The following is a 25,081-nucleotide window of genomic DNA, read 5'->3' as shown; positions in this document are numbered from 1 at the left end:
CGAGGGGGCCGAAAGGTTATGCGGGCTGTGCGGTTTCTTCCGTTACGGGCTTGTGCAGAGACGCTTCGGCGGCCTTGGCCCCGTCCCTGAAGCCGCGTAGGGCGCTTTCCGGCAATACATTGGCCACCGTCAGAGCGGCGAAGGTGGCGCCGTAGGAAACCCCGTAACAGACGCCGTAAATCCCCTTGCCGCCGAGCTGCCCCACCTTGGCGAACAGATGGCGTGCGCTTTCACCGGCATCGACAGCGCCGCTACGGACACCTTCCGCCGCTTTGGCCACTATGGATACCTTGTTCTCCGCTTCGTCCTGGACCGGCGTTTCGGTTTTGATATCGGCCATGATTGTCCTCCTGTCATAAGATTTTCATGAAAAACCCGGATAATTGGACAGATTGGCATCCGAATGTTCCCCGACTGCGGCGAAAACTTGATGGAGATCAAGACAGACCCCGATTTTCCCCCGAGAGAAATCCCACAGGACGATCCGGAGATTGGAAGCCTGACCGTGCCGGCACCGCTGGTGATCCGGGGCGATGAGCCGTTGGCGTCTGTATTGGAGCGCTGCCGCCAGGATGCGTCAAGCTGTTTGCGGGCACCGGCGGTGGTCGTTTGCGATGATCAGGGCAGGTATCTGGGATTGCTGCTCCCCGAAGATCTGGATCCGGATTCGGCTTCTGTGCGTGCGAAAGAGAAAATGCGGCCTGTTCCCGCCGTGTCGATGGCTGCGGCAGTGGATGAGGTGGTCCAGGTTGCTTTGGATCACGGGGTGGGAACGGTGGCCGTCGCGGATCAAAAGGGCAGGCTGCAGGGTTTGATTCCGCCGCCGGCGCTCTTGAAACTGCTGCATCATGCTCACATCGAGGATATGAACCGTTTCGTCGGTATTTGGAAGAACAATACCGAGCAGGCGCTCAACGCCATCGAAGGCAACCCGATCAAGCGCGCCTGGCATCGGCTGCCCTGGTTGTTGGTCGGTACTGCAGGGAGCGTTCTGGCCACCGGGTTGATGACGGATTTCGAGACCGAACTCAAAGCCCAGGTGGCGGTGGCTTTTTTCATCCCGGGTCTGGTTTATCTGGCGGACGCCATCGGCACTCAATCGGAAGCCATCGCCGTGCGGGGGCTTTCCTTCAGCCGGGCGTCCCTCGTCCATCTTTGGCTGGGAGAGACCGTCACCGGATTGCTCCTGGGTTTCATTCTGGCAGGGCTGCTGTTTCCCTTGATCTGGCTGACCTTCGGACTGCAGCTGGCGCTGGCGGTCTGTACGGCACTGGTAGCCGCAAGCGCCTTTGCGACCAGTATCGGCCTGTTGTTTCCCTGGGTTTTGAGCCGGCTGGGATTGGACCCGGCCTTTGGCAGCGGACCGGTGGCCACCATTGTTCAGGATATTCTCAGCCTGGCGGTGTATCTCATGACGGTGCGTTGGATGCTCTAACTGTCAAAAAACGGTAATGTTGGCATGCTTTCATGAAATGTTGATGAAACTTTGGACGGTGCATTTTTATGAGTCCTCCCGTTGTTGCCCTTACTCCCGCTGACAGGGACAGTCTGGTCGAAGCTTACCGTCTGATGGAATTTCCCAGTCTGGCAGCCCGTCTCACCCACGCTATCGGCAAACCCGTGGAACTGGGGTTTCAGCATCTGCCGGCGAACTGGTACGAACTGATCCATGGTGCTGCCCGCACGGCGGTCGAAAAAGCGTTGGACTTCGCCCTGTCCACGCTCGCTGCGAACAAGCGTGGCCGAACCCGGTGTGCGCTCTATCAGTGGGGGAGTGGTGCTTGTGGAGCGCTGGGGGGCTTTTTCGGCCTGCCTGCGCTTGCTGTGGAACTGCCGTTTTCCACGGTGTTGATGTTGCGGAGCATTGCCGCAATCGCCCGGGATCAGGGCGAGCGCCTGGATGATCCGGAAACCCGCCTGGCCTGTCTCGAGGTCTTTGCCCACGGCGGTCGCAGTCATACGGACGATTCCGCCGAAACCGGTTATTATGGGGTCCGGCTGGCGCTTACCCTGCCGGTGGCCGAAGCGTTGAGTTATCTGCAAACGCACGGATTGCAACGAGAAGGTGCGCCTGTGCTGTTGAAATTGATCACCAGTGTGGCCGATCGGTTTGGCATCGCTCTGTCGCAGCGGGCGGCCGCTTTGGCGATCCCCATGGTCGGCGCCGCGGCGGGGGCCGCCGTCAATGCCGTCTTCATGCGGCATTTTCAGGACATGGCCAAAGGGCATTTCACCCTGCGCCGCCTGGAACGGAAGTATTCGCCGGAACTGATCGAAGCCGAGTACCGCCAGCTCCATCTGACGGTCCGGGGCGCGCGGAAATATCGGGAGGCAGCCTGAATGAGATGAAGGATGAAACGCTCAAAGGGATCGCTATCGGGGTGGGATTGACCGCAGCTGCTCTGGCGGCCCGTTCCGCCCTGAGGGGGGACACAGGCAGGCTCCTGTTGCGCGCCACTCTCAAATCGGGGATTTTGGCCTATGAAAAGGCTCGGGAGACCTTGGCCGAGGTCGCCGAAGATGTGGAAGATATCTATGCCGAGGTCCAGGACGAACTGCGGCAGGCCCGCGCGGCGGCAGAAGATACGGCCCCCGGCGATTCCGATGAAACCCCATGACCGTCCGGGCATACGTTTCCCACGTGGCAAGCAATCGCTTCCGTTTGCGCATTCCTGACAAGCGGGGCCTGGATGACTATTTCCAGGCCCTCGGCCAGGTTTTGGCGGCACGTGCGGAAGTAAGTGCGGTGGAGGTCAATCCGCGCACCGCAAGTGTGCTGCTGTGCCATGACGGCTCCCTCGACTTGGCAACTCTGGCCCGCCAGGCCAGAGAACAGGGGTGGTTTGAGCTGGACCTCGCCGCGCCGCAGCATCCTTCTCTGGATGTCCTCGTCAGTCAGCAACTGCGGCAGTTCGACGACAGCTTGAGACGATGGTCCAATGCCCGCCTCAACAATCCTTCCCTGATTTTTGTGTTTTTCACGATCTTCCTGTTCCGCGAACTGGCCAAAGGCCATGTGGCGCCACCGGCGCTGACCTTACTTTGGTATCTTTACGAGTTGCTGAATCGGCCCCGTTCCTGATCAACCTTTCAGTTCCGCGGCCTTGTCGGTGCGCTCCCACGGCAGTTCGGTAAAGGAAGCGCCGAAGTGCCCGGCCACAGGCAGGTGGCGATAGAAACCTTCGGGATAGCGCGACGGCAGTTGGCGGAGCTGCAGGTCCCGAATGATCGCCCCGACACGGAAATCGAAGACTTCTTCCAGCCTTTTGGCGATGACTTCATCCTTTAGGGTGCCGGTGCCAAAGGTGTCGACTTCGACGCTGACCGGACGGGCCTGGCCGATGGTATAGCTGAGTTGCACTTCACAAGCCTCGGCCAATCCGGCGCTGACCACATTTTTAGCGGCATAACGGGCGGCATAGGTGCCGCTGCGGTCGATGCGCAGGGGATCCTTGCCACTCAAGGCGGCGCCGCTGTGACGGGCGTAAGCGCCATAGGTATCGTTGGCGGTCTTGCGCCCGGTCATGCCCGAATGTGTCGCCGGGCCGCTGCGGATGTGGGCGCCCAAGGGGTTGATGAGAATGCGGGTTTCCGGATCCAGACTTAGTTGCATCGATTGCAGGACCGGTTCGATGACCTGGGTTTTGAGGGTTTCCTGCAAACGATCCGGCTTGATGATCTGGCCCGCCTGGAAACCGCAGATCAAGGCGAGGGTATGCAGGCGCCGGGGGATTCCGCCCGCCAATTCCACGCCGACCTGGATGGTGCCGTCGGGAGACAGACAGGCCAGCTCTTCGTGTGTCCGGGCGGCGCTCAATTGATTGGCCAGATGGCGGGCCAGCGTGATGGGCAGAGGCATCAGGTCCGGGGTGTGGGTGCAGGCGAAGCCGAAGACGGTGGTCTGATTCTGAGCGACGATCCGGTCGATTTCGGCATCGCTCAGCAAGCTTTCGTCCTGGCAGCGTTGCTCCACCGGCATCTGGATGATGCTGGTGACGACCGTGCAACCTTCGGCATCGAAGTCTTTGGGGTGATAGCCGATTTCCCGGATCACCGAGCGGGCGGTTTCCGGCAGGTCGATCATGACGTCAGAAGCCAGCCGGGCGGCGATGAACACGACGCCCTTTGAGATGGCGCATTCGGTGATCACCCGTGAGCCCGGATCCTGGCATAGGAAACGATCGACAATGGCATCGCTGATGCTGTCACATAGGCGGTCCGGATGACCGGCGGTGACTGCCTCGGAGGTGAATAAAACGGTGTGCTGGTTCATGTCTGGATCACACGTTTGCTGGTTTCGTTGACGAGCAGTGGCAGGGTGGCACCGGCAGCGACCGCCCCCATGTCCGCCAGGGTGGGAGGCGGTAGGGACAGCAATCGGCGCAGCGGTGGCACCAGGGTGCCCAGTTGCAGCGCCAGGCTTCCTCCCATGGCGGCATTGAGGTACGGGTTGCCGAAGAAATGCCAGGCGGTCTTTTCCGAGCGGCAGCTAAAGCTGTGGAGCAATTGAGCCACGGTCAGGGTCTGGAACGTCAGGCCGCTGGCTGCCTGGGGCGATGCATGACGGCTCTTGGCATACGCATAGGTGGCAAAGGCCCCGCCGGTGATCACCGCTCCCTCCCGGGCGATGTTCCACAAGTGTCTACGACTCAGGATGGGCTCTTGCGGATCCCGAGGCGGCTTTTCCATGACATCCGCTTCCGGGGGCTCGAGCGCCAGGGCCAAACCGGGGAAGATGTCGGTGAACAGGTTGATCCACAGAAGCTGCATCGGGGTCAGCACCTCGCCGGCGCCAAGGATCACTCCCAGCAGCATGACCTCGATTTCGCTCAGATTGGTGGAGAGCAGGAAGCGTAGGCTTTTGCGGGTATTGTTGTAGAGGGTCCTTCCTTGTTCGATGGCGATGTGGAGGGTGGCGAGATTGTCGTCCTCCAGGACTACGTCTGCCGCCAGCCTGGCCACGTCGCTGCCGCGCTTCCCCATGGCAACGCCTACGTCCGCAGCCTTCAGCGCCGGTGCGTCGTTGATGCCGTCACCGATCATGGCCACCACCTTGCCGTTAGCCTGTAGGGCCTGGATGATCTTGAGCTTATGGGCCGGGCTGACCCGGGCGAAGACCGTGACATCTTGCACCAGGTTGCGCAATACCTCCGGTTCCACTTGATCCAGGCGGGTGGAATCAAGGATTTCCAGCGGCTTGTCGCCGCTCAGATTCAGGCGTTGGGCCACCGAAGCGGCAGTGGCGCTCTGATCGCCGGTGATCATGACCGTGTCGATGCCGGCGCGGTGGAAGCGGGCGATGAGCTCTGCGGTGCCGGGGCGAATGGCATCCTCCATGCCCACCATGCCGAGCCAGGTCAGATGGCCCAACTCGCCTTGGGGATCGTCGGTCTGACCAGCCGCCACGCCCAGAACCCGTAGCGCCTGTCCGGCCATGGCTTCATTGGTGGCGAGAATGGCCCTGCGGGCTTCCTCGGTGAGGGGCTGCCTAGAGCCGTCTTGGAGTTGCCACCGACACAGCGCCAGCACTGTCTCAGGGTTTCCCTTGACCGCGATGCGAAAGGTGCCGTCGTCATTGCGGTGCCATGTGGCCATGTAAGGCCGATTGTCGGCCCGATGCAGTATTCGCACCCGGGGATGGCGTCGGTGGAGTTTGCCGGTATCGATTCCCGCGTCCCGGGCGCATTGATACAGGGCCTTTTCCGTGGGCGATCCGTCTAGTTCACCGCCGTTTTCGGTCACTTCGCTGCACAGGACCCCCGCTTCCAGAAGCTGTGCGAGGGCCGGATCCTCATCCGGCGCGACAGCCTTTCCCTCCAGGAACAGGCGGCCGGATTCGGCTTTCAGGATACCGGCGGCGGTGGCGATCCGGGTGACATACATGCGATTGAGGGTCAGTGTGCCGGTCTTGTCGAAGCACACCACCTGGACCGCCCCCAGGTTTTCTACCGCATTGAGCTGGCGGATCAATACTTTTTGACCGCGCATGCGGCGGACTCCGAGCGCCAGGGTGGTGGTGGCGACGGTGGGCAGCCCTTCGGGAACCGCGGCGACCGCCAGGGAAATGGCGGCACGGAGCATTTCCAGAAAAGGCAGCCCCCGGACTACCCCGACGACGAAGACCAAAACGCAGATCCCGCTGCTGAGCAGGGCCAGTTCCATGCCCAGGCGGTCGAGCTGCCGCTGCATGGATGTCTGGGGCGGGGTGGCTGCCTGCAGCAGGGATTGAATGATGCCGATCTCGGTGGCGGAACCGGTGGCCACGACCACGGCCTTGCCGCTGCCGCCGGTGACCACAGTGCCCCGGAATACCAGATTGCAGCGGTCTGCCAGCGGGATCAGGGGTTCCAGGACCGCCTTGGCCTGCTTGGATACCGGCAGGCTTTCACCGGTCAAGGTCGACTCGTCCACGGTCAGATTCGCGGCTTCCAGAAGCCTGGCGTCGGCGCCGATGTAACTGCCAGGGGTCAGGCAAATCACGTCGCCCGGCACCAGTTCCTCTATGGGTATCCGCATGGGTCGGCCGGCGCGGATGACGTCGGCATAAAGCGGCGTCAGCGAGTCGAGGGCGTGGATGATCCGTTCCGAGGTGCTCTCGGTGAAATAGCCGATGGCGGTATTGATCCCCACGACGGCGATAATGACGCCGGCGTCCAGCAGCCCCCCTGTCAGAACCGAGATAACCGCGGAAACCCCCAGCAGAAGCACCGGAGGTGTGGCCACCTGTTCCCACAGGATTTCTGCGGTGGAACGCCCGGTTCCGCTTTTCAGCACATTGGATCCGTAGTGACGCAGGCGTTGCCGGACCACCTCCGGGCTCAGCCCCTGGGGAGAGGTGTCGAGCATCTCCAGGACTTGGGCCGGCGTCATGGCATGCCAGCGGGCGGTGGGTTGCGGCGCCCTTCCCGGGTGCGCCGCAACAGGATGAAATGAATTGACGACAGGGCTTTGAAGCAGCTTGCTGAGCTGTTCGAGTACTTCCTGCCGGTGGGCGGGATCGAACTCCACGGTTAGGGTGGCAGTGCGGGGGTTGACCCGGATCCGGCGGGCGAGCCGATGCAAGCCCTTTTCCAGATGCGCGCCCAGTTCCGGGCGGCGATAGAGGCGGTTGTGTCTCAGCCGCAGCCGCCCCGGCACGCGGTCGTGGAGAACCTCGATAGCGGCCGTCATGGAGTCAGCGAGGATCCCTCAGGGCATCCAGGGCGCCCAAGAGGTCTATGAGATCCTGGTGAGTGGAACAGACGTACTCCGGGTCAAGCGTGTGGGGCCGCTTTTCCTCGCGGGCGGCGGTTTGATCTTCTTCTACTACTTCTGCTTGTTTCGTGTCAGGCACAGGGTTTTGGTCTTCCATCTTCAAGTAGCCTCGGGTTGACGTTTATCGAGTGCAATATATCAGATTTGCTGTTGCAGGAAGATGACGCTTCAGGAAGAGGGCACTTCATCGGACTGTCATCGTTTGTTCACGGAAATGAAACATGGCGTTGCTAATTTGCCTCCGTCCATCCAATCCGGGATGGACACATGCACAACGAACTCGCTTCGGAGGCTTACTGAAATGAGAAAAAAACTTGTCGCAATCGCAACGTGCTCGACCTGTGGTTCGAGCAGACGGTCAAACCGCGACTGCAGGGCAGCGCCTTCGAAGTCCGGTTCGCCGACGATGCGGTCCTGGTGTTCGAACGGGAAGAAGACGCCCGGCGGGTATTGGCCGTTCTGGGCAAGCGCCTGGCCAAATACGGCCTGCGTCTGCACCCGGACAAAACCCGCCTGCTCGACTTCAGAAAACCCGGACGGAAAGGCCAGAGCTTCCAATACCTGGGATTCACCCACTACTGGGGACGCTCAAGGAAAGGGCGCTGGGTCGTCAAACGCAAGACCGCCCAAGCCCGGCTCAGCCGCTCCCTGCAGGCGATCAACCACTGGTGCCGGATGCACCGCCACTGGCCGGTTGCAGACCAACAAGCGGCCCTGAGCCGCAAACTCAAGGGGCATTATGCCTACTATGGGATCGTCGGCAACAGCCAATCGCTGGCCCGCTTCCTGTACGAGGTCAGACGGCGCTGGTACAAATGGTTGTCCCGCCGCAACCGGGAACGGATGAACCGGGACCATTTTGGGCGGCTGTACAAACGATACCCACTCCCCCCACCGCGCGTGGTTCACGGAATTGCCCGTTGCGTAGCGACGCCATAGTCCGAGGAGCCGGATGCCTTAATCGGGCACGTCCGGATCTGTGGGAACCGCGGGTGAGCAATCGCCCGCGGTCACCCGGCCGGTCTTGCCAAGTGCCTGAAGAACCAAGAGAATACGGGCCATGGAAAGACTTGATCTGGACCTGAGCCGCCCACCTCCCTTGCCCGGGACGGTGGAGGAATGCCACCGGGTGATCGAAGCGCTTTGGCGGGCGCTGGGAGAATTTCAGCAGATCCAGGCGCGAGTGGAAGAACTGGAGGAACAGTTGGCCTTGGGGTCCGACAATTCCTCCCAACCACCTTCCCAGGACAGCCCGAAGAAACGCGCCGAGCGCAAGGGCAAGCGACCGACGGGACGCAAGAAAGGGGCGCAGGTGGGAGATCCCAGGCACGAGCGGGCTCTGGTTCCGGCAGAAGCAGTGGACGAGGTCCGGCATTACTTTCCCCATGGCCGCTGCGAGTGCGGTGGGTCGGTGGCGGTGCGGGGATTCCGTCCCCATCAGGTGTTCGACCTGCCCGAGATTCGTTACCGGGTGGTCGAACACCGGGTGTATGAAGGCCGCTGTGGGTGGTGTGGTGAGAAGCACCAGGGGCGGCTACCGGATGAGGTGCCCCGCGGCCAGATGGGACCTGGGCTGGTGGCGTGGATTGGCTTGATGACGGGGCGCTATCACCTGTCGCTGCGGGAAGTCGAAGCGCTGCTGGAAGAACAATGGGGTCTGAGATTCAGCCTGGGGGCGATCAGCCAGAGCCAGATCCCGCTGCAGGCGTGGCTGGGTCCGGTCTACAACCAGATTGGCGAAGCGGTCAGAAAAGCGCTGATCGCCCATGCCGACGAGACCCGCCACTACCGGGGCCGCAGCATCTATTGGCTGTGGGCGCTGACGACCGATCAGATGGCGTATTTCCTGACCCATTATTCCCGCGGCAAGGGTGCGGCCGGTGAGCTGTTGGGGGATTTCCAGGGAATCCTGGTGACCGACCGCCACGGGGCCTACAACGACCATCCCCAGGACTCACACCAATACTGCTGGGCGCATCTCATCCGCAACCTGGAACGGATCGCCGGGCGCAAGGGACAGGCCGGCGAAGATGGCGAACGCCTGCTCCGGGCCGCCCGCCTGACGGTTCACTGCGGCAAGCTCTGGCAACAGAGCCATTACCCATCCGACCGCTACCGAAGGCGATTGGAACGCATCAAAGCCCTCTTCCGGCGCGAACTGGAACAGGCCGCCCAAAGACATGGCGACAACAAAACCGGTCGCAGCTGCCGCAAGTTGTTGGACGATTTTCCCAGGTTCTGGACCTTCCTGGACCATCCCGGGGTACCGATGACCAACAACACGGCAGAGCGTGCCCTACGCCCCTATGTCATCTGGCGCAAGACCAGTTTCTTCAGCCAGTCGCATCGCGGTGACTGCTTCCGACCCATGATCCTGTCGCTGGTCGAAACCTGCAAGCGCCTCAAGACCGGCGTCTATCAGACCCTGCGGACCATCTGCGCCCAGGGCATGGCAGAGGGCGAGGTCACCTTCCGCCTGCCCCTGCCGGAACCTCAACCACTTCCAGTGGCAAGCCCGTGAACGGTAACGGAAACGTAATCAGGTAGAAATTTTAGCGTCATAAATCTATGGAATCATCATTTTTCCTTTTTACAACATACCGAGGAGGGAAAAATGAAGATTCTGTTACTGCTATTGGGATTGGTTGCGATTCCCTATCAACTGTCCCATGCTGACAGTCAGGAAAACCGCTTTTATCCATCTAGATTGAAGGGCGAAGCATTTTCCTTTGCGCTGATTGGTGATTTGCCTTATGGCGACGATCAGGTAGCGCGCTTCGACAAACTGGTCGAGAATGTAAACCGCGACCCCAGGGTGAAATTCGTGCTCCACACTGGGGATATCAAAGGCGGCGGCGAACGCTGTGACGATGAGCGGATTCTGGCCCGTTTCCGGCAATACCAGCAGTTTACCCGGGCCTTCGTCTATACCCCTGGGGATAACGAATGGACCGACTGCCACCGGGTCAGCAATGGTAGCTTTAATCCATTGGAGCGATTGGCTTTTCTGCGCCAGGTTTTCTTCTCCGATCCGGATCGTTCCAGCGGCGGCCACCCTATCTTCGTTCACAGCCAAGCCCGTATGCCTGGGTTTGAAACATTCATCGAAAATGTTTGGTTCCAGCGTGCCGGCGTTGTCTTCGGGACGGTGCATGTAGTCGGCAGCAACAACGACCTCAAACCTTGGCTTGGCTTTGATCCGGCCGATTCGGTGGACAACCCTCGAGCCGATCGCATCGCCGAATTCGAGCAGCGCCGCGATGCAGCCATCGCTTGGCTGGATCAAATCTTCGATCAAGCAGAACGGCACAATGCCAAGGGAGTATTTTTGGTCATGCAAGCCAACCCCCGTTTTGATTTGCCGGAAGACGATCCAGCGCGGGCAGGTTTTAAAGATATCATCGATCATTTGCGAGCACGGGTGGCGGACTTTGGGAAGCCCGTAGTGCTGGCACACGGAGACTTCCACGAATATCTGGTGGACAAGCCTTTCGACAGCTTCGAGGACAATCCCCGCCTGCCCAACTTCACCCGCGTGCAGACTTTCGGCAGCCCAAGGGTGAACTGGATCAAGGTGCATGTCTTGCCTAATACTTCGGCAGTGTTTCTATTCGAACAGCAGATTTTGGCAGATCCGTCTGTACAAAACTGAACCGGTATCTATAAATGAGGAGGTATGCTCAATGAAACGGTTAATTTCGATTGTTGTCGTCGGTATGATTGCCATGCTTTTCGATTGCGGGGCGTTGTCCTATGCCGATACAGTCCAAGATCTTTCAAACGTAAGCAACACTACCACTGTCCTTCCCGTTACTCACGGTGTGACGGTCGGCGATGTTACCGCCAGCTCGGTGGTGATCTGGTCCAGAACCGATGCCGAGGGCTTCATGAATGTCCGTCTGATCGGTCCCAGGGGGCGGATTAAAACCGTGAGGGTGGAGTCCGCCAGAGACTACGCCGGCAAGCTTGTCTTCAATCGTCTGCGTCCCGACACCCGTTACCGCTATCAGGTTTGGTTCAGTAAAAGGCGGTTCGGAGGAAATCCGGCCAGCGGCGCCCGCGGTGAATTCCGGACCGCGCCTGAATCGATGACGGCAAAGCCGGTCACCTTCGCCTGGGGCGGGGATGTGGGCGGCCAAAATGTCTGCCGCGATGCCCTGCTTGGTTATCCTCTATTTCGGACCATCGATGCGATGGAGCCGGATTTTTTCGTCGGTCTTGGAGACATGATCTATGCCGATGGTATCTGTGAGGAGCAGGGCCGTTATGGTAACGCCCAGATCGCGGGCGATTTTGACCGCTCGGCCACGCTGGAGGATTACTGGGGACACTGGAAGTACAACCGGGGCGATGAAAATTTCCGTGAGCTTCTCGCCCATACGCCTTACGTTGCCATCTGGGATGATCACGAAGTGGTGAACGATTTTGGGCCGCTTCATGATACCCGGGATACCCCGCCTTACACCCCAGGCGTACATCTGCTGCCGATGGGGTTGAAGGCATTTCTCGACTACAATCCCATCGTCGAGGATCCCCGGACCCCTAAACGTCTCTATCGTTCGATCCGTTGGGGTAAGCACCTGGAGCTGATCGTACTCGACACGCGCCAATACCGCGACGCAAATAGTCAACCAGACAATGCCCGGTTTCCCAAAACCATGTTGGGGCGGGAACAGCTGACCTGGTTGAAGGAGACCCTGCAAAAGAGCGACGCCACCTGGAAGGTAATCGTTTCCAGCGTGCCACTGTCGATTCCCACCGGCTTCCCACCGGAAAATGGGCGCGACGGCTGGGCCAATTTCGATCAGGACACCGGATTCGAGCAGGAACTGCTGCAGCTGGTCAATTTCTTGCACGACCGCGATATCCGCAATGTAGTCTTCATCACCACCGATGTCCATTTCGCCGAAGTGTTCCGTTATCGTCCTTTCGTCCAGGATCAGGATTTCGAGATCTACGAGTTCGTTTCCGGGCCGTTGAATGCCGGATTGTTTCCCAACCGGGATTTTGACGGCACCCTGGGAACGGAGCGGCTGTTTTTCTTTGGTCCTGAATCGGCCTCGGAGGTGACCAGCTATGAAGAAGCGCTTGAATGGTTCAATTTTGGTCTGATCCGGATCGATGAGGATGGGCGCCTCCATGCCAGCATCGTCAGTCAAGAAGGCCCGGTTTATCAGAAGGCGCTCGAACCCCGTTGAGGCTCAGCTCGATGGTTGTCGATGTAACCTGTTTGAAATCAAACTGAAATAGAGCAGAAACATAAATTAGTTACATTAGCATCTCCATTCCAATCACAAGGAGTTACCACTATGAAAACATTCAAGAACCCATCAAAACTACTCGGCTTGGCGATTGCCGCCGGCATGGCCGCGCCTGTTCTGGCCGCCAACGATTTTGGCGCCAAGGTGGAACATCTACTGAAAGCTCAGGCTTTCAAGTATTTTGGAATTGTCAAACCGCTTCCCGAAAGCGCATCAACTCACGTGGCACGTGAGCCTGGCCAGACTGCTGAAGATCTCATCGAGCTGGCCCCGGGATTGAAAGGGACAATACTGACCCGGCAAGCTGGAAATAAAGCGGATATGTTTGCTTTCTGGCCATCCAAAGAAAACCCTACTCACACTATCTGGTGTATTGAAGGAGCCAGGGAAGAAATTGCCCCTGGGAAATTTAACCCGTCAGTTCAGGCCATCGACATCAACACCGGCACTGTTACGACACTGGTTTCCGGCATGAGCCGATGTGATGGTATCCGCCTGACGCCATGGGGTACGATCCTGGCCACTGAGGAAGCCACCGATGGTGGCGCCTACGAAATTCTTGACCCGCTGGGTACCAACGCTACCATCATTGACCGTAATACCGGTGCCAATGATGATCCAACGCACGTCGTCAAACGTACCAACCTGCCTACCATGGCTTGGGAAGGTCTCACAGTCCTCGAATCCGGTGTGGTCATCGCTGGGGATGAACTCCGCCCGGGTACCGGTACACCTGATAAGGATGGCGGGGCAATTTTGAAATTCGTGCCTAGTGTTCCCCATACAGGAGGGCCTATCCAAGATCTAACTGAATCGCCACTGGCTTCAGGTACAGTCTATGCGATGCAAGTGAGCTGTAGAGATAGCAAACAGCAATTCGGTCAGGGTTGTGAAGTGGGAAATGCCGCTTGGGTAGAAGTGACCCCCGGCAATGCAAGGGATGATGCCGATGCCGTTGGCGCCACCGGTTACTACCGTCCCGAAGATCTGCATCGGGATCCAACTTACCAAGGTCCTGGCGTCCGCTTCTGTTGGGCTAATACCGGTAATGAAGGCGCAAAAAATTATGCGGAGGTTGTGTGTGGGGTTGACAGCGACCCTCTGTTGGCCGATCCCGATACCCGCAGCGTAGTTGTCAATCGTTTTATCGAAGGGGATGAAGATTTCAATTCCTTCGACAATCTGGCTTTCCAGCCCTTGAGTGGTAATCTTTATGTGATCGAGGACCATTCTCATGGAGACATTTTCGCCTGTCTGCCGGATGGTGCCGATCGGAACATCAAGTCTGACGGTTGCATAAAAATCCTGTCCGTTCGGGATGAAACCGCCGAACCTACCGGTTTCGGTTTCTCAGCTGACGGTAAAACCGCCTACTTGGCCATTCAGCACTCCAATGACAGCAACTGCCCACCCGGAAGTGACTGTGGTCCGGTCGATGATTACAACACCGACGATATCATCAAAATTACCGGATTCAAGATCCATCCGGGCATGCTGCCTGCGCCGCAAGGCCAGTAAATCACTTTGACGACAGCCCCGCCCACCTTTGGGCGGGGCCTTTCCCTTGGTCAATCAATTGTTAGGAGTATTCAGAATGAAAAGTCTTAAATCCGTTATTCGTCAGGGCCTGTGGGCGACTGCCGTTGTGCTCACCAGTGCCAGTAGCTGGGCAGCCACGGTCAGCAGTTCGGCGTTTATCGATATAACCTCGCTGACCGTCACACCGCAGTCCGGCAGTGCCTCGTTGTCATTCAATCCTGATTATAGTTACAGTTTGGTCGAAACCGACATCAATGGCAGCAATGATTTTCTCGACGGTAGTGACCCGGTGTCGCTGTTTTCCGACAATGGCTCGTTTACCGAAGCCTCGGCATATGCCGATCAGGAGATGGTCGTAAGCCAAACCAGTGTCGGAGATCCAAGTGGTTGGGCGGATGCTCTTTCGATCCATGAACTGGAATATACTGCCAGCGGCAGCGGAAAGGTTCTGGTGCAGGTGGATTATGATCTGGATCTGGGAATAATCGATCCGGCCGGCAGTATCGTGTCGGCTTTTGCTTTCGCCGAATTGCTCGATGAAGATTCTGGCAATAGTGATTCTATCGATATTTTCAGTACAGGACTGCCGGGTGATCCTTCCACGGCAGTCGGGAGTCTGAGTATTTTGCTGGATGTTCAGGATGGCCAAGTCGGCTTCCTGCAACTGACCGCGCTCTCCGACAGCTTCGCCGAACGGGCAACGGTACCACTGCCGGCCACTTTTTGGTTGTTGGCGCCGGGGCTGGGGTTGGTGCTGCGGCTGGGCAGACGCGCCAATTAAACCGTCATTTTGCCATTGAATGAGGGGGGGCAGGCGTTCCCCCCTCAGTCTTGAAACAAACACCAATGAGGCGAGCATGATCACCCTGGATTCGATCAAGAAACAGTTTTCAATCGGTACACTATTGGCCTTGACCCTTAGTATTATCCACCCATTGCCCGCCGCTGCCGACTCTCAAGGGCATCATCTGCGAGGAAAGATCCAACGGATCCAGCTCGGCCCGCGTCCTTTTTTCCTGATCAACGACATGAACGAGGGGCCACTCAAGGAAAAACTGCAACGCTGTGCCAAGCAAAGGCCGATATTCAGAAAAACCGATTTTTCCATCGGTCACCGCGGCGCCGCGATGCAGTTTCCGGAGCATTCCCGGGAATCCTATGAGGCCGCTGCCCGCATGGGTGCCGGCATCGTCGAGTGCGATGTCACCTTCACCAAGGACAAGGAACTGGTCTGCCGTCACTCACAGTGTGACCTGCACACCACGACCAATATTGTTGCCACGCCTTTGGGCGGTAAATGCAGCGAGCCGTTCCAGCCAGCCCAGTTCGATGCCGATGGCAATCTGATCCAGCCAGCAACCGCCAAATGCTGCACTAGCGACATCACCCTGGCGGAGTTCAAAACCTTGAAGGCCAAGATGGATGGCGCCAACCCACGGGCCAGGACACCCGGGGAATATCTCCTGGGCACCCCCGACTGGCGGACTGACCTGTATAGCTATGGAACGGTGATGACTCACCAGGAAAGCATCGAATTGTTCAAACAGTTGGGTGTCAAGTTTACGCCCGAGCTGAAAAGCCCCAGCGTGCCGATGCCCTTCGATGGTTTGACTCAGGAAGATTACGCCCAGAAAATGATCGACGAATACAAGGACGCCGGCATTCCTCCCGGTCATGTGTATGCCCAATCGTTCAATCTCGGCGATATCGTCTATTGGATCAATCACGAACCCGAATTCGGCGAACAGGCGGTCTATCTCGACGGGCGCTACGACGATCCGGCTTTCGATCATACCGACCCGAGCACGTGGCATCCGACCATGGAAGAGCTGGTCGCACAAGGCGTCAAAATCTTATCTCCCCCCCTATGGATGCTCCTGGCCCTGGACAGCAATGGTAAAATCGTCCCCTCGATCTATGCCAAAAGTGCCAGGGCCGCCGGATTAGATATCATTGCCTGGACCTTCGAACGGTCCGATTTGCGCCAGGGCGCCGTGGATGACAATGGCAACGTCACGTGGTATTACCAAACCATTGGCGAGGCCATCCAGAAACAAGGAGATATGTATGAGGCTCTGGATGTGTTGGCTAAAAAGGTAGGCATCCTAGGGATTTTTTCGGACTGGCCTGCCACCGTTACCTTCTATGCCAACTGCATGAAACTTGATTAAAGGCTAAGGACGACATGTTGCCAGGGAAGGCTTTTTTTCCGATCCAGCATTTTTCGTCAACTGAAAATAAAGTGAATATTTTCAATCCATTAACTCTGATGTCGGCGAGTCTTTTGGCTGCATGCTCACCCATCGCTCCCCTTCAGACGCCGTCAGCCGCTGATTGGTATCTGGCGGGTGCCCAGGCCGTTGAAGCGGCCGAAGGTCACCCTATTACCCACATCTCTCGCCCCTGTAGTAAGATATTGATTTCTTTGGATAGGCGTTGACATGAGCTGGGCTGAACAAGAATTTTTTCCCTGGCGCTGGGCGATGCCCGCCTGAACCGGCGGCTGTGCCGGGTGATAGAAGCGATGGCAAACGATCCGATGGCGAGCGTTCCCAACGTTTGCGGGGGTGGCTGGGCGGAGACCAAGGCGGCCTACCGGCTGCTGGACAATGCCAGGCTGGATTTTCGGGAGGTGTTGCGGGCCCACAGTGTGCCGACCCTGGAACGGATCCGGCAGCAGTCGCGGGTGCTGTGCCTGCAGGACACCACCGAGCTGGATTATTCCGGGCGGCCGTCGATGGCGGGGTTGGGACGGCTGAATTACGAGCAGCGTCAGGGGTTGTACCTGCATCCGACGCTGGTGATCAGTGAGGCGGGCGTGGCCCTGGGGGTGACCGACTGCTGGCACTGGGCGCGTTTGCCCAAGGGGGAACCGGACCTGGCCGAAAGCCTGCGTTGGGTGGAAGGTTATGAGCGGGTGGCCGAGATGGCCGCCCTGGCGCCCGAGACCCGGCTGGTGTATGTCGCCGACCGCGAAGGTGACCTTCGGGCCCTGATCGACCGGGCCGAACAGCTGGGCTTTGCCGCCGATTACCTGATCCGGGTGCAGCACGACCGTAAGCTCAATGACCCCCTCGATGGCGTACCCGTTCATTGCGCCAGGCCAAGCCTGGAGAAGGAGGAAGTTATGTAGAAGGAAAGACATCGCTGAAACCTTCAGAGCGACCTGACAGGTGCAAGTCCTGTCCGGCCAAGGCTGGCCACCAGCCGGAACCGAGTGTTGCGTGGTCGAGGAGCGATCCCGACTGCGAAGCGTACACAGGGGGCCTGTAGGCCGCGTGATGGAGCCTCGAAAGTACGGAATGCGGAGCCGACGTTGTTGAACGGACGGAAGGCAACAGGGGTGGTGCTGTACTGGCCTGGCATCATCCCTCCGCCGGGGTCGAAGAGCGGGGCATGCAGGGCAAGGGTCGCCCAGGAACCTGGGAGGGCTCGATCACTCCTTGCGGGAAGAGCGGTGCGGGCGCCGTGTGAGAAAAGGCCCAGGCCCATCGGAGCGGTGTCCGGCCGATGGGAGCGAACGGGACACGAAGCAGGGTACCGGCGCGCGAAGGCGACGAAGCGCGCTGGGAAGGTGATCGAGCAATCGGAGCCTGCCGATAGTACCTGGGAAGTCGGGGAACCTGCCCCAAGGGACCCGATGGAGGGAAGCGGCAGGTCGGACGATGGGGCTTTCGGAGGGACAGATGGCCGGGACATCGAGCCAGGAGAACATCTCAACACGACAACGGAAGCTAGCGGAACTGGCCCGGATCGAACCGAAGCTGGAACTGACCACGATTGCCCACCACATCGACGTGGTGTGGCTGGAAGAAGCCTGGCGGCGCACCCGCAAGGACGGGGCCGCCGGGGTGGACGGCGTGACTGCATCCCAATACGCAGCCGACTTAGAGGAGAACCTGACGCGCCTGCTGGAACGGTTCAAGACCGGCCGGTATCGGGCGCCTGCGGTACGGCGCGTCCACCTGCCCAAGCCGGGAACGGGAAAGACCCGCCCGATCGGCATTCCCACGCTGGAAGACAAGGTGCTGCAACGGGCGGTGCTGATGGCGCTGGAACCCATCTTCGAGCAGGACTTTCTCGACTGCGCCTACGGGTTCCGGCCCGGACGCAGTGCCCACCAGGCCCTGGAGAGGCTATGGGGCGGGCTGATGGCCATGGGCGGTGGCTGGGTCATCGACCTGGACATCCAAAACTTCTTCGACGATGTGGACCGGGACCGGCTGCGGAACTTTCTGGGGCAGAGGGTGCGCGACGGCGTGATCTGCCGCGTGATCGGTAAATGGCTGAATGCCGGTGTCATGGAAGGCGGACAGCTTCACTACCCCGAACAAGGGACACCGCAAGGTGGGGTGATCTCCCCACTGCTGGCCAACCTCTACCTGCATCACGTGCTCGACCTGTGGTTCGAGCAGACGGTCAAACCGCGACTGCAAGGCAGCGCCTTCGAAGTCCGGTTCGCCGACGATGCGGTCCTGGTGTTCAAACGGGAAGAAGACGCCCGGCGGGTATTGGCCGTTCTGGGCAAGCGCCTGGCCAAATACGGCCTGCGCCTGCACCCGGACAAAACCCGCCTGCTCGACTTCAGAAAACCCGGACGGAAAGGCCAGAGCTTCCAATACCTGGGATTCACCCACTACTGGGGACGCTCAAGGAAAGGGCGTTGGGTCGTCAAACGCAAGACCGCCCAAGCCCGGCTCAGCCGCTCCCTGCAGGCGATCAACCACTGGTGCCGGATGCACCGCCACTGGCCGGTTGCAGACCAACAAGCGGCCCTGAGCCGCAAACTCAAGGGGCATTATGCCTACTATGGGATCGTCGGCAACAGCCAATCGCTGGCCCGCTTCCTGTACGAGGTCAGACGGCGCTGGTACAAATGGTTGTCCCGCCGCAACCGGGAACGGATGAACTGGGACCATTTTGGGCGGCTGTACAAACGATACCCACTCCCCCCACCGCGCGTGGTTCACGGAATTGCCCGTTGCGTAGCGACGCCATAGTCCGAGGAGCCGGATGCCTTAATCGGGCACGTCCGGATCTGTGGGAACCGCGGGTGAGCAATCGCCCGCGGTCACCCGGCCGGTCTTGCCAAGTGCCTGAAGAACCAAGAGAATACGGGCCATGGAAAGACTTGATCTGGACCTGAGCCGCCCACCTCCCTTGCCCGGGACGGTGGAGGAATGCCACCGGGTGATCGAAGCGCTTTGGCGGGCGCTGGGAGAATTTCAGCAGATCCAGGCGCGAGTGGAAGAACTGGAGGAACAGTTGGCCTTGGGGTCCGACAATTCCTCCCAACCACCTTCCCAGGACAGCCCGAAGAAGCGCGCCGAGCGCAAGGGCAAGCGACCGACGGGACGCAAGAAAGGGGCGCAGGTGGGACATCCCAGGCACGAGCGGGCTCTGGTTCCGGCAGAAGCAGTGGACGAGGTCCGGCATTACTTTCCCCATGGCCGCTGCGAGTGCGGTGGGTCGGTGGCGGTGCGGGGATTCCGTCCCCATCAGGTGTTCGACCTGCCCGAGATTCGTTACCGGGTGGTCGAACACCGGGTGTATGAAGGCCGCTGTGGGTGTTGTGGTGAGAAGCACCAGGGGCGGCTACCGGATGAGGTGCCCCGCGGCCAGATGGGACCTGGGCTGGTGGCGTGGATTGGCTTGATGACGGGGCGCTATCACCTGTCGCTGCGGGAAGTCGAAGCGCTGCTGGAAGAACAATGGGGTCTGAAATTCAGCCTGGGGGCGATCAGCCAGAGCCAGATCCCGCTGCAGGCGTGGCTGGGTCCGGTCTACAACCAGATTGGCGAGGCGGTCAGAAAAGCGCTGATCGCCCATGCCGACGAGACCCGCCACTACCGGGGCCGCAGCATCTATTGGCTGTGGGCGCTGACGACCGATCAGATGGCGTATTTCCTGACCCATTATTCCCGCGGCAAGGGTGCGGCCGGTGAGCTGTTGGGGGATTTCCAGGGAATCCTGGTGACCGACCGCCACGGGGCCTACAACGACCATCCCCAGGACTCACACCAATACTGCTGGGCGCATCTCATCCGCAACCTGGAACGGATCGCCGGGCGCAAGGGACAGGCCGGCGAAGATGGCGAACGCCTGCTCCGGGCCGCCCGCCTGACGGTTCACTACGGCAAGCTCTGGCAACAGAGCCATTACCCATCCGACCGCTACCGAAGGCGATTGGAACGCCTCAAAGCCCTCTTCCGGCGCGAACTGGAACAGGCCGCCCAAAGACATGGCGACAACAAAACCGGTCGCAGCTGCCGCAAGTTGTTGGACGATTTTCCCAGGTTCTGGACCTTCCTGGACCATCCCGGGGTACCGATGACCAACAACACGGCAGAGCGTGCCCTACGCCCCTATGTCATCTGGCGCAAGACCCGTTTCTTCAGCCAGTCGCATCGCGGTGACTGCTTCCGCCCCATGATCCTGTCGCTGGTCGAAACCTGCAAGCGCCTCAAGATCGGCGTCTATCAGACCCTGCGGACCATCTGCGCCCAGGGCATGGCAGAGGGCGAGGTCACCTTCCGCCTGCCCCTGCCGGAACCTCAACCACTTCCAGTGGCAAGCCCGGCCGGGTGACCGCGGGCGATTGCTCACCCGCGGTTCCCACAGATCCGGACGTGCCCGATTAAGGCATCCGGCTCCTCGGACTATGGCGTCGCTACGCAACGGGCAATTCCGTGAACCACGCGCGGTGGGGGGAGTGGGTATCGTTTGTACAGCCGCCCAAAATGGTCCCAGTTCATCCGTTCCCGGTTGCGGCGGGACAACCATTTGTACCAGCGCCGTCTGACCTCGTACAGGAAGCGGGCCAGCGATTGGCTGTTGCCGACGATCCCATAGTAGGCATAATGCCCCTTGAGTTTGCGGCTCAGGGCCGCTTGTTGGTCTGCAACCGGCCAGTGGCGGTGCATCCGGCACCAGTGGTTGATCGCCTGCAGGGAGCGGCTGAGCCGGGCTTGGGCGGTCTTGCGTTTGACGACCCAACGCCCTTTCCTTGAGCGTCCCCAGTAGTGGGTGAATCCCAGGTATTGGAAGCTCTGGCCTTTCCGTCCGGGTTTTCTGAAGTCGAGCAGGCGGGTTTTGTCCGGGTGCAGACGCAGGCCGTATTTGGCCAGGCGCTTGCCCAGAACGGCCAATACCCGCCGGGCGTCTTCTTCCCGTTCGAACACCAGGACCGCATCGTCGGCGAACCGGACTTCGAAGGCGCTGCCTTGCAGTCGCGGTTTGACCGTCTGCTCGAACCACAGGTCGAGCACGTGATGCAGGTAGAGGTTGGCCAGCAGTGGGGAGATCACCCCACCTTGCGGTGTCCCTTGTTCGGGGTAGTGAAGCTGTCCGCCTTCCATGACACCGGCATTCAGCCATTTACCAATCGCGCGGCAGATCACGCCGTCGCGCACCCTCTGCCCCAGAAAGTTCCGCAGCCGGTCCCGGTCCACGTCGTCGAAGAAGTTTTGGATGTCCAGGTCGATGACCCAGCCACCGCCCATGGCCATCAGCCCGCCCCATAGCCTCTCCAGGACCTGGTGGGCACTGCGTCCGGGCCGGAACCCGTAGGTGCAGTCGAGAAAGTCCTGCTCGAAGATGGGTTCCAGCGCCATCAGCACCGCCCGTTGCAGCACCTTGTCTTCCAGCGTGGGAATGCCGATCGGGCGGGTCTTTCCCGTTCCCGGCTTGGGCAGGTGGACGCGCCGTACCGCAGGCGCCCGATACCGGCCGGTCTTGAACCGTTCCAGCAGGCGCGTCAGGTTCTCCTCTAAGTCGGCTGCGTATTGGGATGCAGTCACGCCGTCCACCCCGGCGGCCCCGTCCTTGCGGGTGCGCCGCCAGGCTTCTTCCAGCCACACCACGTCGATGTGGTGGGCAATCGTGGTCAGTTCCAGCTTCGGTTCGATCCGGGCCAGTTCCGCTAGCTTCCGTTGTCGTGTTGAGATGTTCTCCTGGCTCGATGTCCCGGCCATCTGTCCCTCCGAAAGCCCCATCGTCCGACCTGCCGCTTCCCTCCATCGGGTCCCTTGGGGCAGGTTCCCCGACTTCTCAGGTACTATCAGCAGGCTCCGATTGCTCGATCACCTTCCCAGCGCGCTTCGTCGCCTTCGCGCGCCGGTACCCTGCTTCGTGTCCCGTTCGCTCCCATCGGCCGGACACCGCTCCGATGGGCCTGGACCTTTTCTCACACGGCGCCCGCACCGCTCTTCCCGCAGGGAGTGTTCGAGCCCTCCCAGGTTCCTGGGCGACCCTTGCCCTGCATGCCCCGCTCTTCGACCCCGGCGGAGGGATGATGCCAGGCCAGTACAGCACCACCCCTGTTGCCTTCCGTCCGTTCAACAACGTCGGCTCCGCATTCCGTACTTTCGAGGCTCCATCACGCGGCCTACAGGCCCCCTGTGTACGCTTCGCAGTCGGGATCGCTCCTCGACCACGCAACACTCGGTTCCGGCTGGTGGCCAGCCTTGGCCGGACAGGACTTGCACCTGTCAGGTCGCTCTGAAGGTTTCAGCGATGTCTTTCCTTCTACATAACTTCCTCCTTCTCCAGGCTTGGCCTGGCGCAATGAACGGTAACCTCGATGGCAAACTGCGGGCCGCGGTCGAAGCCCAGCCGGTGTTGGGGACGATCGCCTTTGACCTGCCGGCCGGCGGCAACCGCCCGGCCCGGCAGGTCACACAAACAATCCGGCTCGCCCGGCTCGAACTGAAGACCCGAAGCGGCCCGGGTCCCCAAGTCACCGTCATCCTGGCCCGGGAAGAGGCGCCCCCCGAAGGCCAGGAAGCGGTCGAATGGTGCCTGATCACCAACGAAGAAATCACCACCCTGGAACAGGCCAGAGCGCGCATCGAATGGTACCGCAAACGGTGGTGGATCGAGGTCTACTTCCGCATCCTCAAAAGCGGCTGCCGCATCGAAGCCCTGCAACTTCGCACCCGGGAACGCCTGGAACGGGCCCTGGTGCTGTATCTGATCGTCGCCTGGCGCATCCTGATGCTGATGACGCTCGGGCGGGAACATCCCGAGTGGTGCTGTGAAGTGGTGTTCTCTGTCGAAGAATGGCAGACCGCCTGGGCCATCCACCATCGCACCCCGCCGCCCGCGACGCCGCCGGATTTGGGCGCCATCGTCCGCATCGTGGCCGGCTTTGGCGGCTGGCTGGGGCGCAAGAACGATCCCCCGCCCGGTCCCAAAGCCCTGTGGCAGGGCATGACCAAACTGAGCGCCTACGTGGAGGCCGTGACCGCCATCCGGGCGGCCGAGATCAAGTTCCCTCAGAGAAAACGGATAAGACATTGATTCCTATGAGAAGGGGGAAGATACGGGTAATAGGGTGGCCGAAGGTCTGCGCCCCAATCGCGGAAAGGCCAGCAACGTCATTCTGTTTATCGGTGACGGCATGGGTATTTCCACTGTCACGGCAGCCCGGATTTTTGAGGGCCAACGGCGCGGTGAACCGGGAGAGGAGAATTTCCTCAGCTTCGAAAGGTTCCCTTATCTGGCGCTGTCGAAAACCTACAATACCAATCAGCAGACGCCTGATTCTGCCGGCACCATGACGGCCATGATGACCGGGGTCAAAACCAAGGCCGGCGTCATCGGTGTCGATGAAAATGTGATCCGTGGCGATTGCGCCAGCGCTCGAGGCCACGGACTCAGAACCTTTCTCGAAGAAGCGGAAATGGCCGGTATGGCCACCGGGGTGATCTCCACCGCCCGGGTGACTCATGCCACACCGGCGGCGACCTATGCCCACGTCCCGGAGCGCAATTGGGAGGACGACCATAACATGCCGGAGGCTGCCAAGGCTGCAAGATGCAAGGATATTGCCCGCCAGTTATTGGAGTTTCCCTATGGTGATGGGATCGAGGTGGTTTTGGGAGGGGGGCGGCGCGGTTTTCTGCCCCACACGAAGGCCGATCCCGAATATCCCGGTCAGGCCGGCGAACGCGAAGACGGACGCGACCTGACCCGGGAATGGCTCTCACGCCATCCGAATGCAGTTTATGTCTGGAATCAGGCCCAGTTTCAGGCAGTCGCCCCGGCCGGGGTCGAGCATCTCCTGGGACTGTTCGAACCCTCCCATATGAAATACCACCATGACCGCCCTGCCGACGCCGGTGGCGAACCCACGCTGCCGGAAATGACGGCCAAGGCAATTGATATCCTGCAGAAAAATCCCAAGGGGTATTTTCTGATGGTGGAAGGTGGGCGGATCGACCATGCCCATCACGCCGGCAACGCTTTCCGGGCCCTGGATGAGACCATCGAGCTAGCCAAGGCCGTGAGGGTGGCGATGCAGAAAACCGATCCTGCCGAAACCCTCATTATCGTCACCGCCGATCACAGTCACGTGTTGACGATCGGAGGTTATCCCACCCGCGGCAATCCCATCCTGGGCAAGGTGGTGGGTAATGATGCCTCTGGTAATGCGAAATCGGAACCGGAACTTGCCGCCGACGGTTTGCCCTACACCACGCTGTCCTATGCCAATGGACGTGGATTCGCGTTCCTGAAGACGGGGGGCGACAGCCGTTATGAATACCCCATCGCTGCCGGCCGCCATGACCTGAGTGCCATCGATACCACTGATGAGGGCTATCATCAGGAAGCGCTTGTTCCTCTGGGGGCGGAAACCCATGCAGGTGAAGACGTGGCCATCTATGCCACAGGTGCGGGGGCTTATCTTGTGCATGGCGTGCAGGAACAGAATGTCATCTTTCACGTGATGAGGGCCGCATCCCGCATTGATCCAGCCGCAAGGCGGCGATGAGGCGAATTCTGGTAAGCACAAGGATAAAAATTTTCTGCGACTACAATGACGGAAAGTTCTCCCCAGGCACATTGGTAATCTTTGGCTGGCGCCCCCGGAGTTCTCAGAAAAATCTGTGCAAAGAGATCAATTTCAGGCTTCACTTGACAGGCTTCTCAGACGCCTCCCCGCTGAAACGGTTTCTTCATCTTAACTTCATCCACCTGTCAACAAAAGGTGGTTCAATGCTCACCGTCAGGCCGTTGCCTGGTCT

20 protein-coding genes are annotated in these 25,081 nt (G+C 59.9%); 16 read left to right on the top strand and 4 right to left on the bottom strand.

Features of this window, described 5'->3' with window-relative positions; translation table 11 throughout:
- Positions 1–16: 16 nt before the first annotated feature.
- On the bottom strand, positions 17–340 hold the full coding sequence (locus MCIT9_RS01110) for a hypothetical protein (RefSeq protein ID WP_317705606.1): 324 nt from the start codon (positions 338–340) through the stop codon (positions 17–19).
- Positions 341–430: 90 nt separating this feature from the next.
- Between MCIT9_RS01110 and MCIT9_RS01105 the strand changes: the two genes are divergently transcribed.
- The 4 genes from MCIT9_RS01105 (at position 431) to MCIT9_RS01090 (ending at position 3,082) form a co-directional block, all read left to right on the top strand.
- Complete coding sequence (locus tag MCIT9_RS01105; RefSeq protein ID WP_317706677.1) at positions 431–1,435, top strand: magnesium transporter; 1,005 nt, start codon at positions 431–433, stop codon at positions 1,433–1,435.
- Between the two features lie 185 nt (positions 1,436–1,620).
- Positions 1,621–2,340 carry an EcsC family protein gene (locus MCIT9_RS01100; RefSeq protein ID WP_317705605.1) on the top strand — a complete coding sequence of 240 codons (720 nt, stop codon included), beginning with the start codon at positions 1,621–1,623 and terminating at the stop codon, positions 2,338–2,340.
- Positions 2,341–2,345: 5 nt separating this feature from the next.
- Positions 2,346–2,618 (top strand): DUF5132 domain-containing protein, encoded by a 273-nt coding sequence (locus MCIT9_RS01095; RefSeq protein WP_317705604.1) that lies wholly within the window; start codon positions 2,346–2,348, stop codon positions 2,616–2,618.
- Positions 2,615–3,082, top strand: a complete 468-nt coding sequence (locus tag MCIT9_RS01090) for an HMA2 domain-containing protein (RefSeq protein WP_317705603.1) — start codon at positions 2,615–2,617, stop codon at positions 3,080–3,082. Before MCIT9_RS01095 ends, MCIT9_RS01090 begins: the two co-directional genes overlap by 4 nt.
- Here the strand turns inward: MCIT9_RS01090 and metK are convergent, their stop codons facing one another.
- Together metK and MCIT9_RS01080 are read right to left on the bottom strand one after the other, a co-directional pair.
- A complete protein-coding gene (gene metK / locus MCIT9_RS01085; RefSeq protein WP_317705602.1) occupies positions 3,083–4,273 on the bottom strand; it encodes a methionine adenosyltransferase in 1,191 nt (396 codons plus the stop codon). It abuts the gene before it with no gap.
- Positions 4,270–7,170 (bottom strand): cation-translocating P-type ATPase, encoded by a 2,901-nt coding sequence (locus tag MCIT9_RS01080; protein ID WP_317705601.1) that lies wholly within the window; start codon positions 7,168–7,170, stop codon positions 4,270–4,272. Before MCIT9_RS01080 ends, metK begins: the two co-directional genes overlap by 4 nt.
- 414 nt (positions 7,171–7,584) lie before the next feature.
- Here MCIT9_RS01080 and MCIT9_RS01075 point away from each other — a divergent pair, with 414 nt between their 5' ends.
- The 10 genes from MCIT9_RS01075 to tnpC (MCIT9_RS01030) all read left to right on the top strand — a co-directional run bounded on the left by MCIT9_RS01075 (position 7,585) and on the right by tnpC (MCIT9_RS01030) (position 20,642).
- Positions 7,585–8,193, top strand: coding sequence for a reverse transcriptase domain-containing protein (locus MCIT9_RS01075; protein ID WP_317705600.1), 609 nt, complete (start codon positions 7,585–7,587; stop codon positions 8,191–8,193).
- Between the two features lie 121 nt (positions 8,194–8,314).
- Positions 8,315–9,775, top strand: a complete 1,461-nt coding sequence (gene tnpC / locus MCIT9_RS01070) for an IS66 family transposase (RefSeq protein ID WP_317705599.1) — start codon at positions 8,315–8,317, stop codon at positions 9,773–9,775.
- 93 nt (positions 9,776–9,868) lie between these two features.
- A complete protein-coding gene (locus tag MCIT9_RS01065) occupies positions 9,869–10,906 on the top strand; it encodes a metallophosphoesterase (protein WP_317705598.1) in 1,038 nt (345 codons plus the stop codon).
- Between the two features lie 31 nt (positions 10,907–10,937).
- The gene (locus tag MCIT9_RS01060; RefSeq protein WP_317705597.1) at positions 10,938–12,452 is read left to right on the top strand and encodes an alkaline phosphatase D family protein; all 1,515 of its coding nucleotides are present in this window, start codon (positions 10,938–10,940) and stop codon (positions 12,450–12,452) included.
- Between the two features lie 111 nt (positions 12,453–12,563).
- The gene (locus MCIT9_RS01055) at positions 12,564–14,033 is read left to right on the top strand and encodes an alkaline phosphatase PhoX (RefSeq protein ID WP_317705596.1); all 1,470 of its coding nucleotides are present in this window, start codon (positions 12,564–12,566) and stop codon (positions 14,031–14,033) included.
- A 76-nt stretch (positions 14,034–14,109) separates the two neighbouring features.
- Entirely contained in the window at positions 14,110–14,835 is a 726-nt protein-coding gene (locus tag MCIT9_RS01050) for a hypothetical protein (protein WP_317705595.1), read from the top strand.
- Between the two features lie 76 nt (positions 14,836–14,911).
- Positions 14,912–16,225, top strand: a complete 1,314-nt coding sequence (locus MCIT9_RS01045; protein ID WP_317705594.1) for a glycerophosphodiester phosphodiesterase family protein — start codon at positions 14,912–14,914, stop codon at positions 16,223–16,225.
- A gap of 290 nt (positions 16,226–16,515) precedes the next feature.
- Positions 16,516–17,187: an IS4/Tn5 family transposase DNA-binding protein gene (locus MCIT9_RS01040; RefSeq protein ID WP_317706676.1), complete on the top strand. Its 672-nt coding sequence runs from the start codon at positions 16,516–16,518 to the stop codon at positions 17,185–17,187.
- Between the two features lie 532 nt (positions 17,188–17,719).
- Complete coding sequence (ltrA, locus tag MCIT9_RS01035; protein ID WP_317704536.1) at positions 17,720–19,054, top strand: group II intron reverse transcriptase/maturase; 1,335 nt, start codon at positions 17,720–17,722, stop codon at positions 19,052–19,054.
- 121 nt (positions 19,055–19,175) lie between these two features.
- Complete coding sequence (gene tnpC / locus MCIT9_RS01030) at positions 19,176–20,642, top strand: IS66 family transposase (RefSeq protein ID WP_317705593.1); 1,467 nt, start codon at positions 19,176–19,178, stop codon at positions 20,640–20,642.
- A gap of 71 nt (positions 20,643–20,713) precedes the next feature.
- Here tnpC (MCIT9_RS01030) and ltrA (MCIT9_RS01025) read toward each other — a convergent pair whose 3' ends face one another.
- A complete protein-coding gene (ltrA, locus tag MCIT9_RS01025; RefSeq protein ID WP_317705110.1) occupies positions 20,714–22,048 on the bottom strand; it encodes a group II intron reverse transcriptase/maturase in 1,335 nt (444 codons plus the stop codon).
- A 571-nt stretch (positions 22,049–22,619) separates the two neighbouring features.
- On the opposite strand from ltrA (MCIT9_RS01025), the gene MCIT9_RS01020 reads away from it, so the two are divergent.
- Positions 22,620–23,354, top strand: a complete 735-nt coding sequence (locus MCIT9_RS01020; protein ID WP_317705592.1) for an IS4 family transposase — start codon at positions 22,620–22,622, stop codon at positions 23,352–23,354.
- Positions 23,355–23,388: 34 nt separating this feature from the next.
- Positions 23,389–24,828, top strand: coding sequence for an alkaline phosphatase family protein (locus MCIT9_RS01015; RefSeq protein ID WP_317705591.1), 1,440 nt, complete (start codon positions 23,389–23,391; stop codon positions 24,826–24,828).
- The last annotated feature ends 253 nt before the right edge of the window (positions 24,829–25,081 follow it).

Source organism: Methylomarinovum caldicuralii, from assembly GCF_033126985.1.
GTDB classification, from domain to species: domain Bacteria; phylum Pseudomonadota; class Gammaproteobacteria; order Methylococcales; family Methylothermaceae; genus Methylohalobius; species Methylohalobius caldicuralii.
Note: the sequence above shows the minus strand (reverse complement) of the source record. Positions and strands in the feature narration are given on the sequence as shown.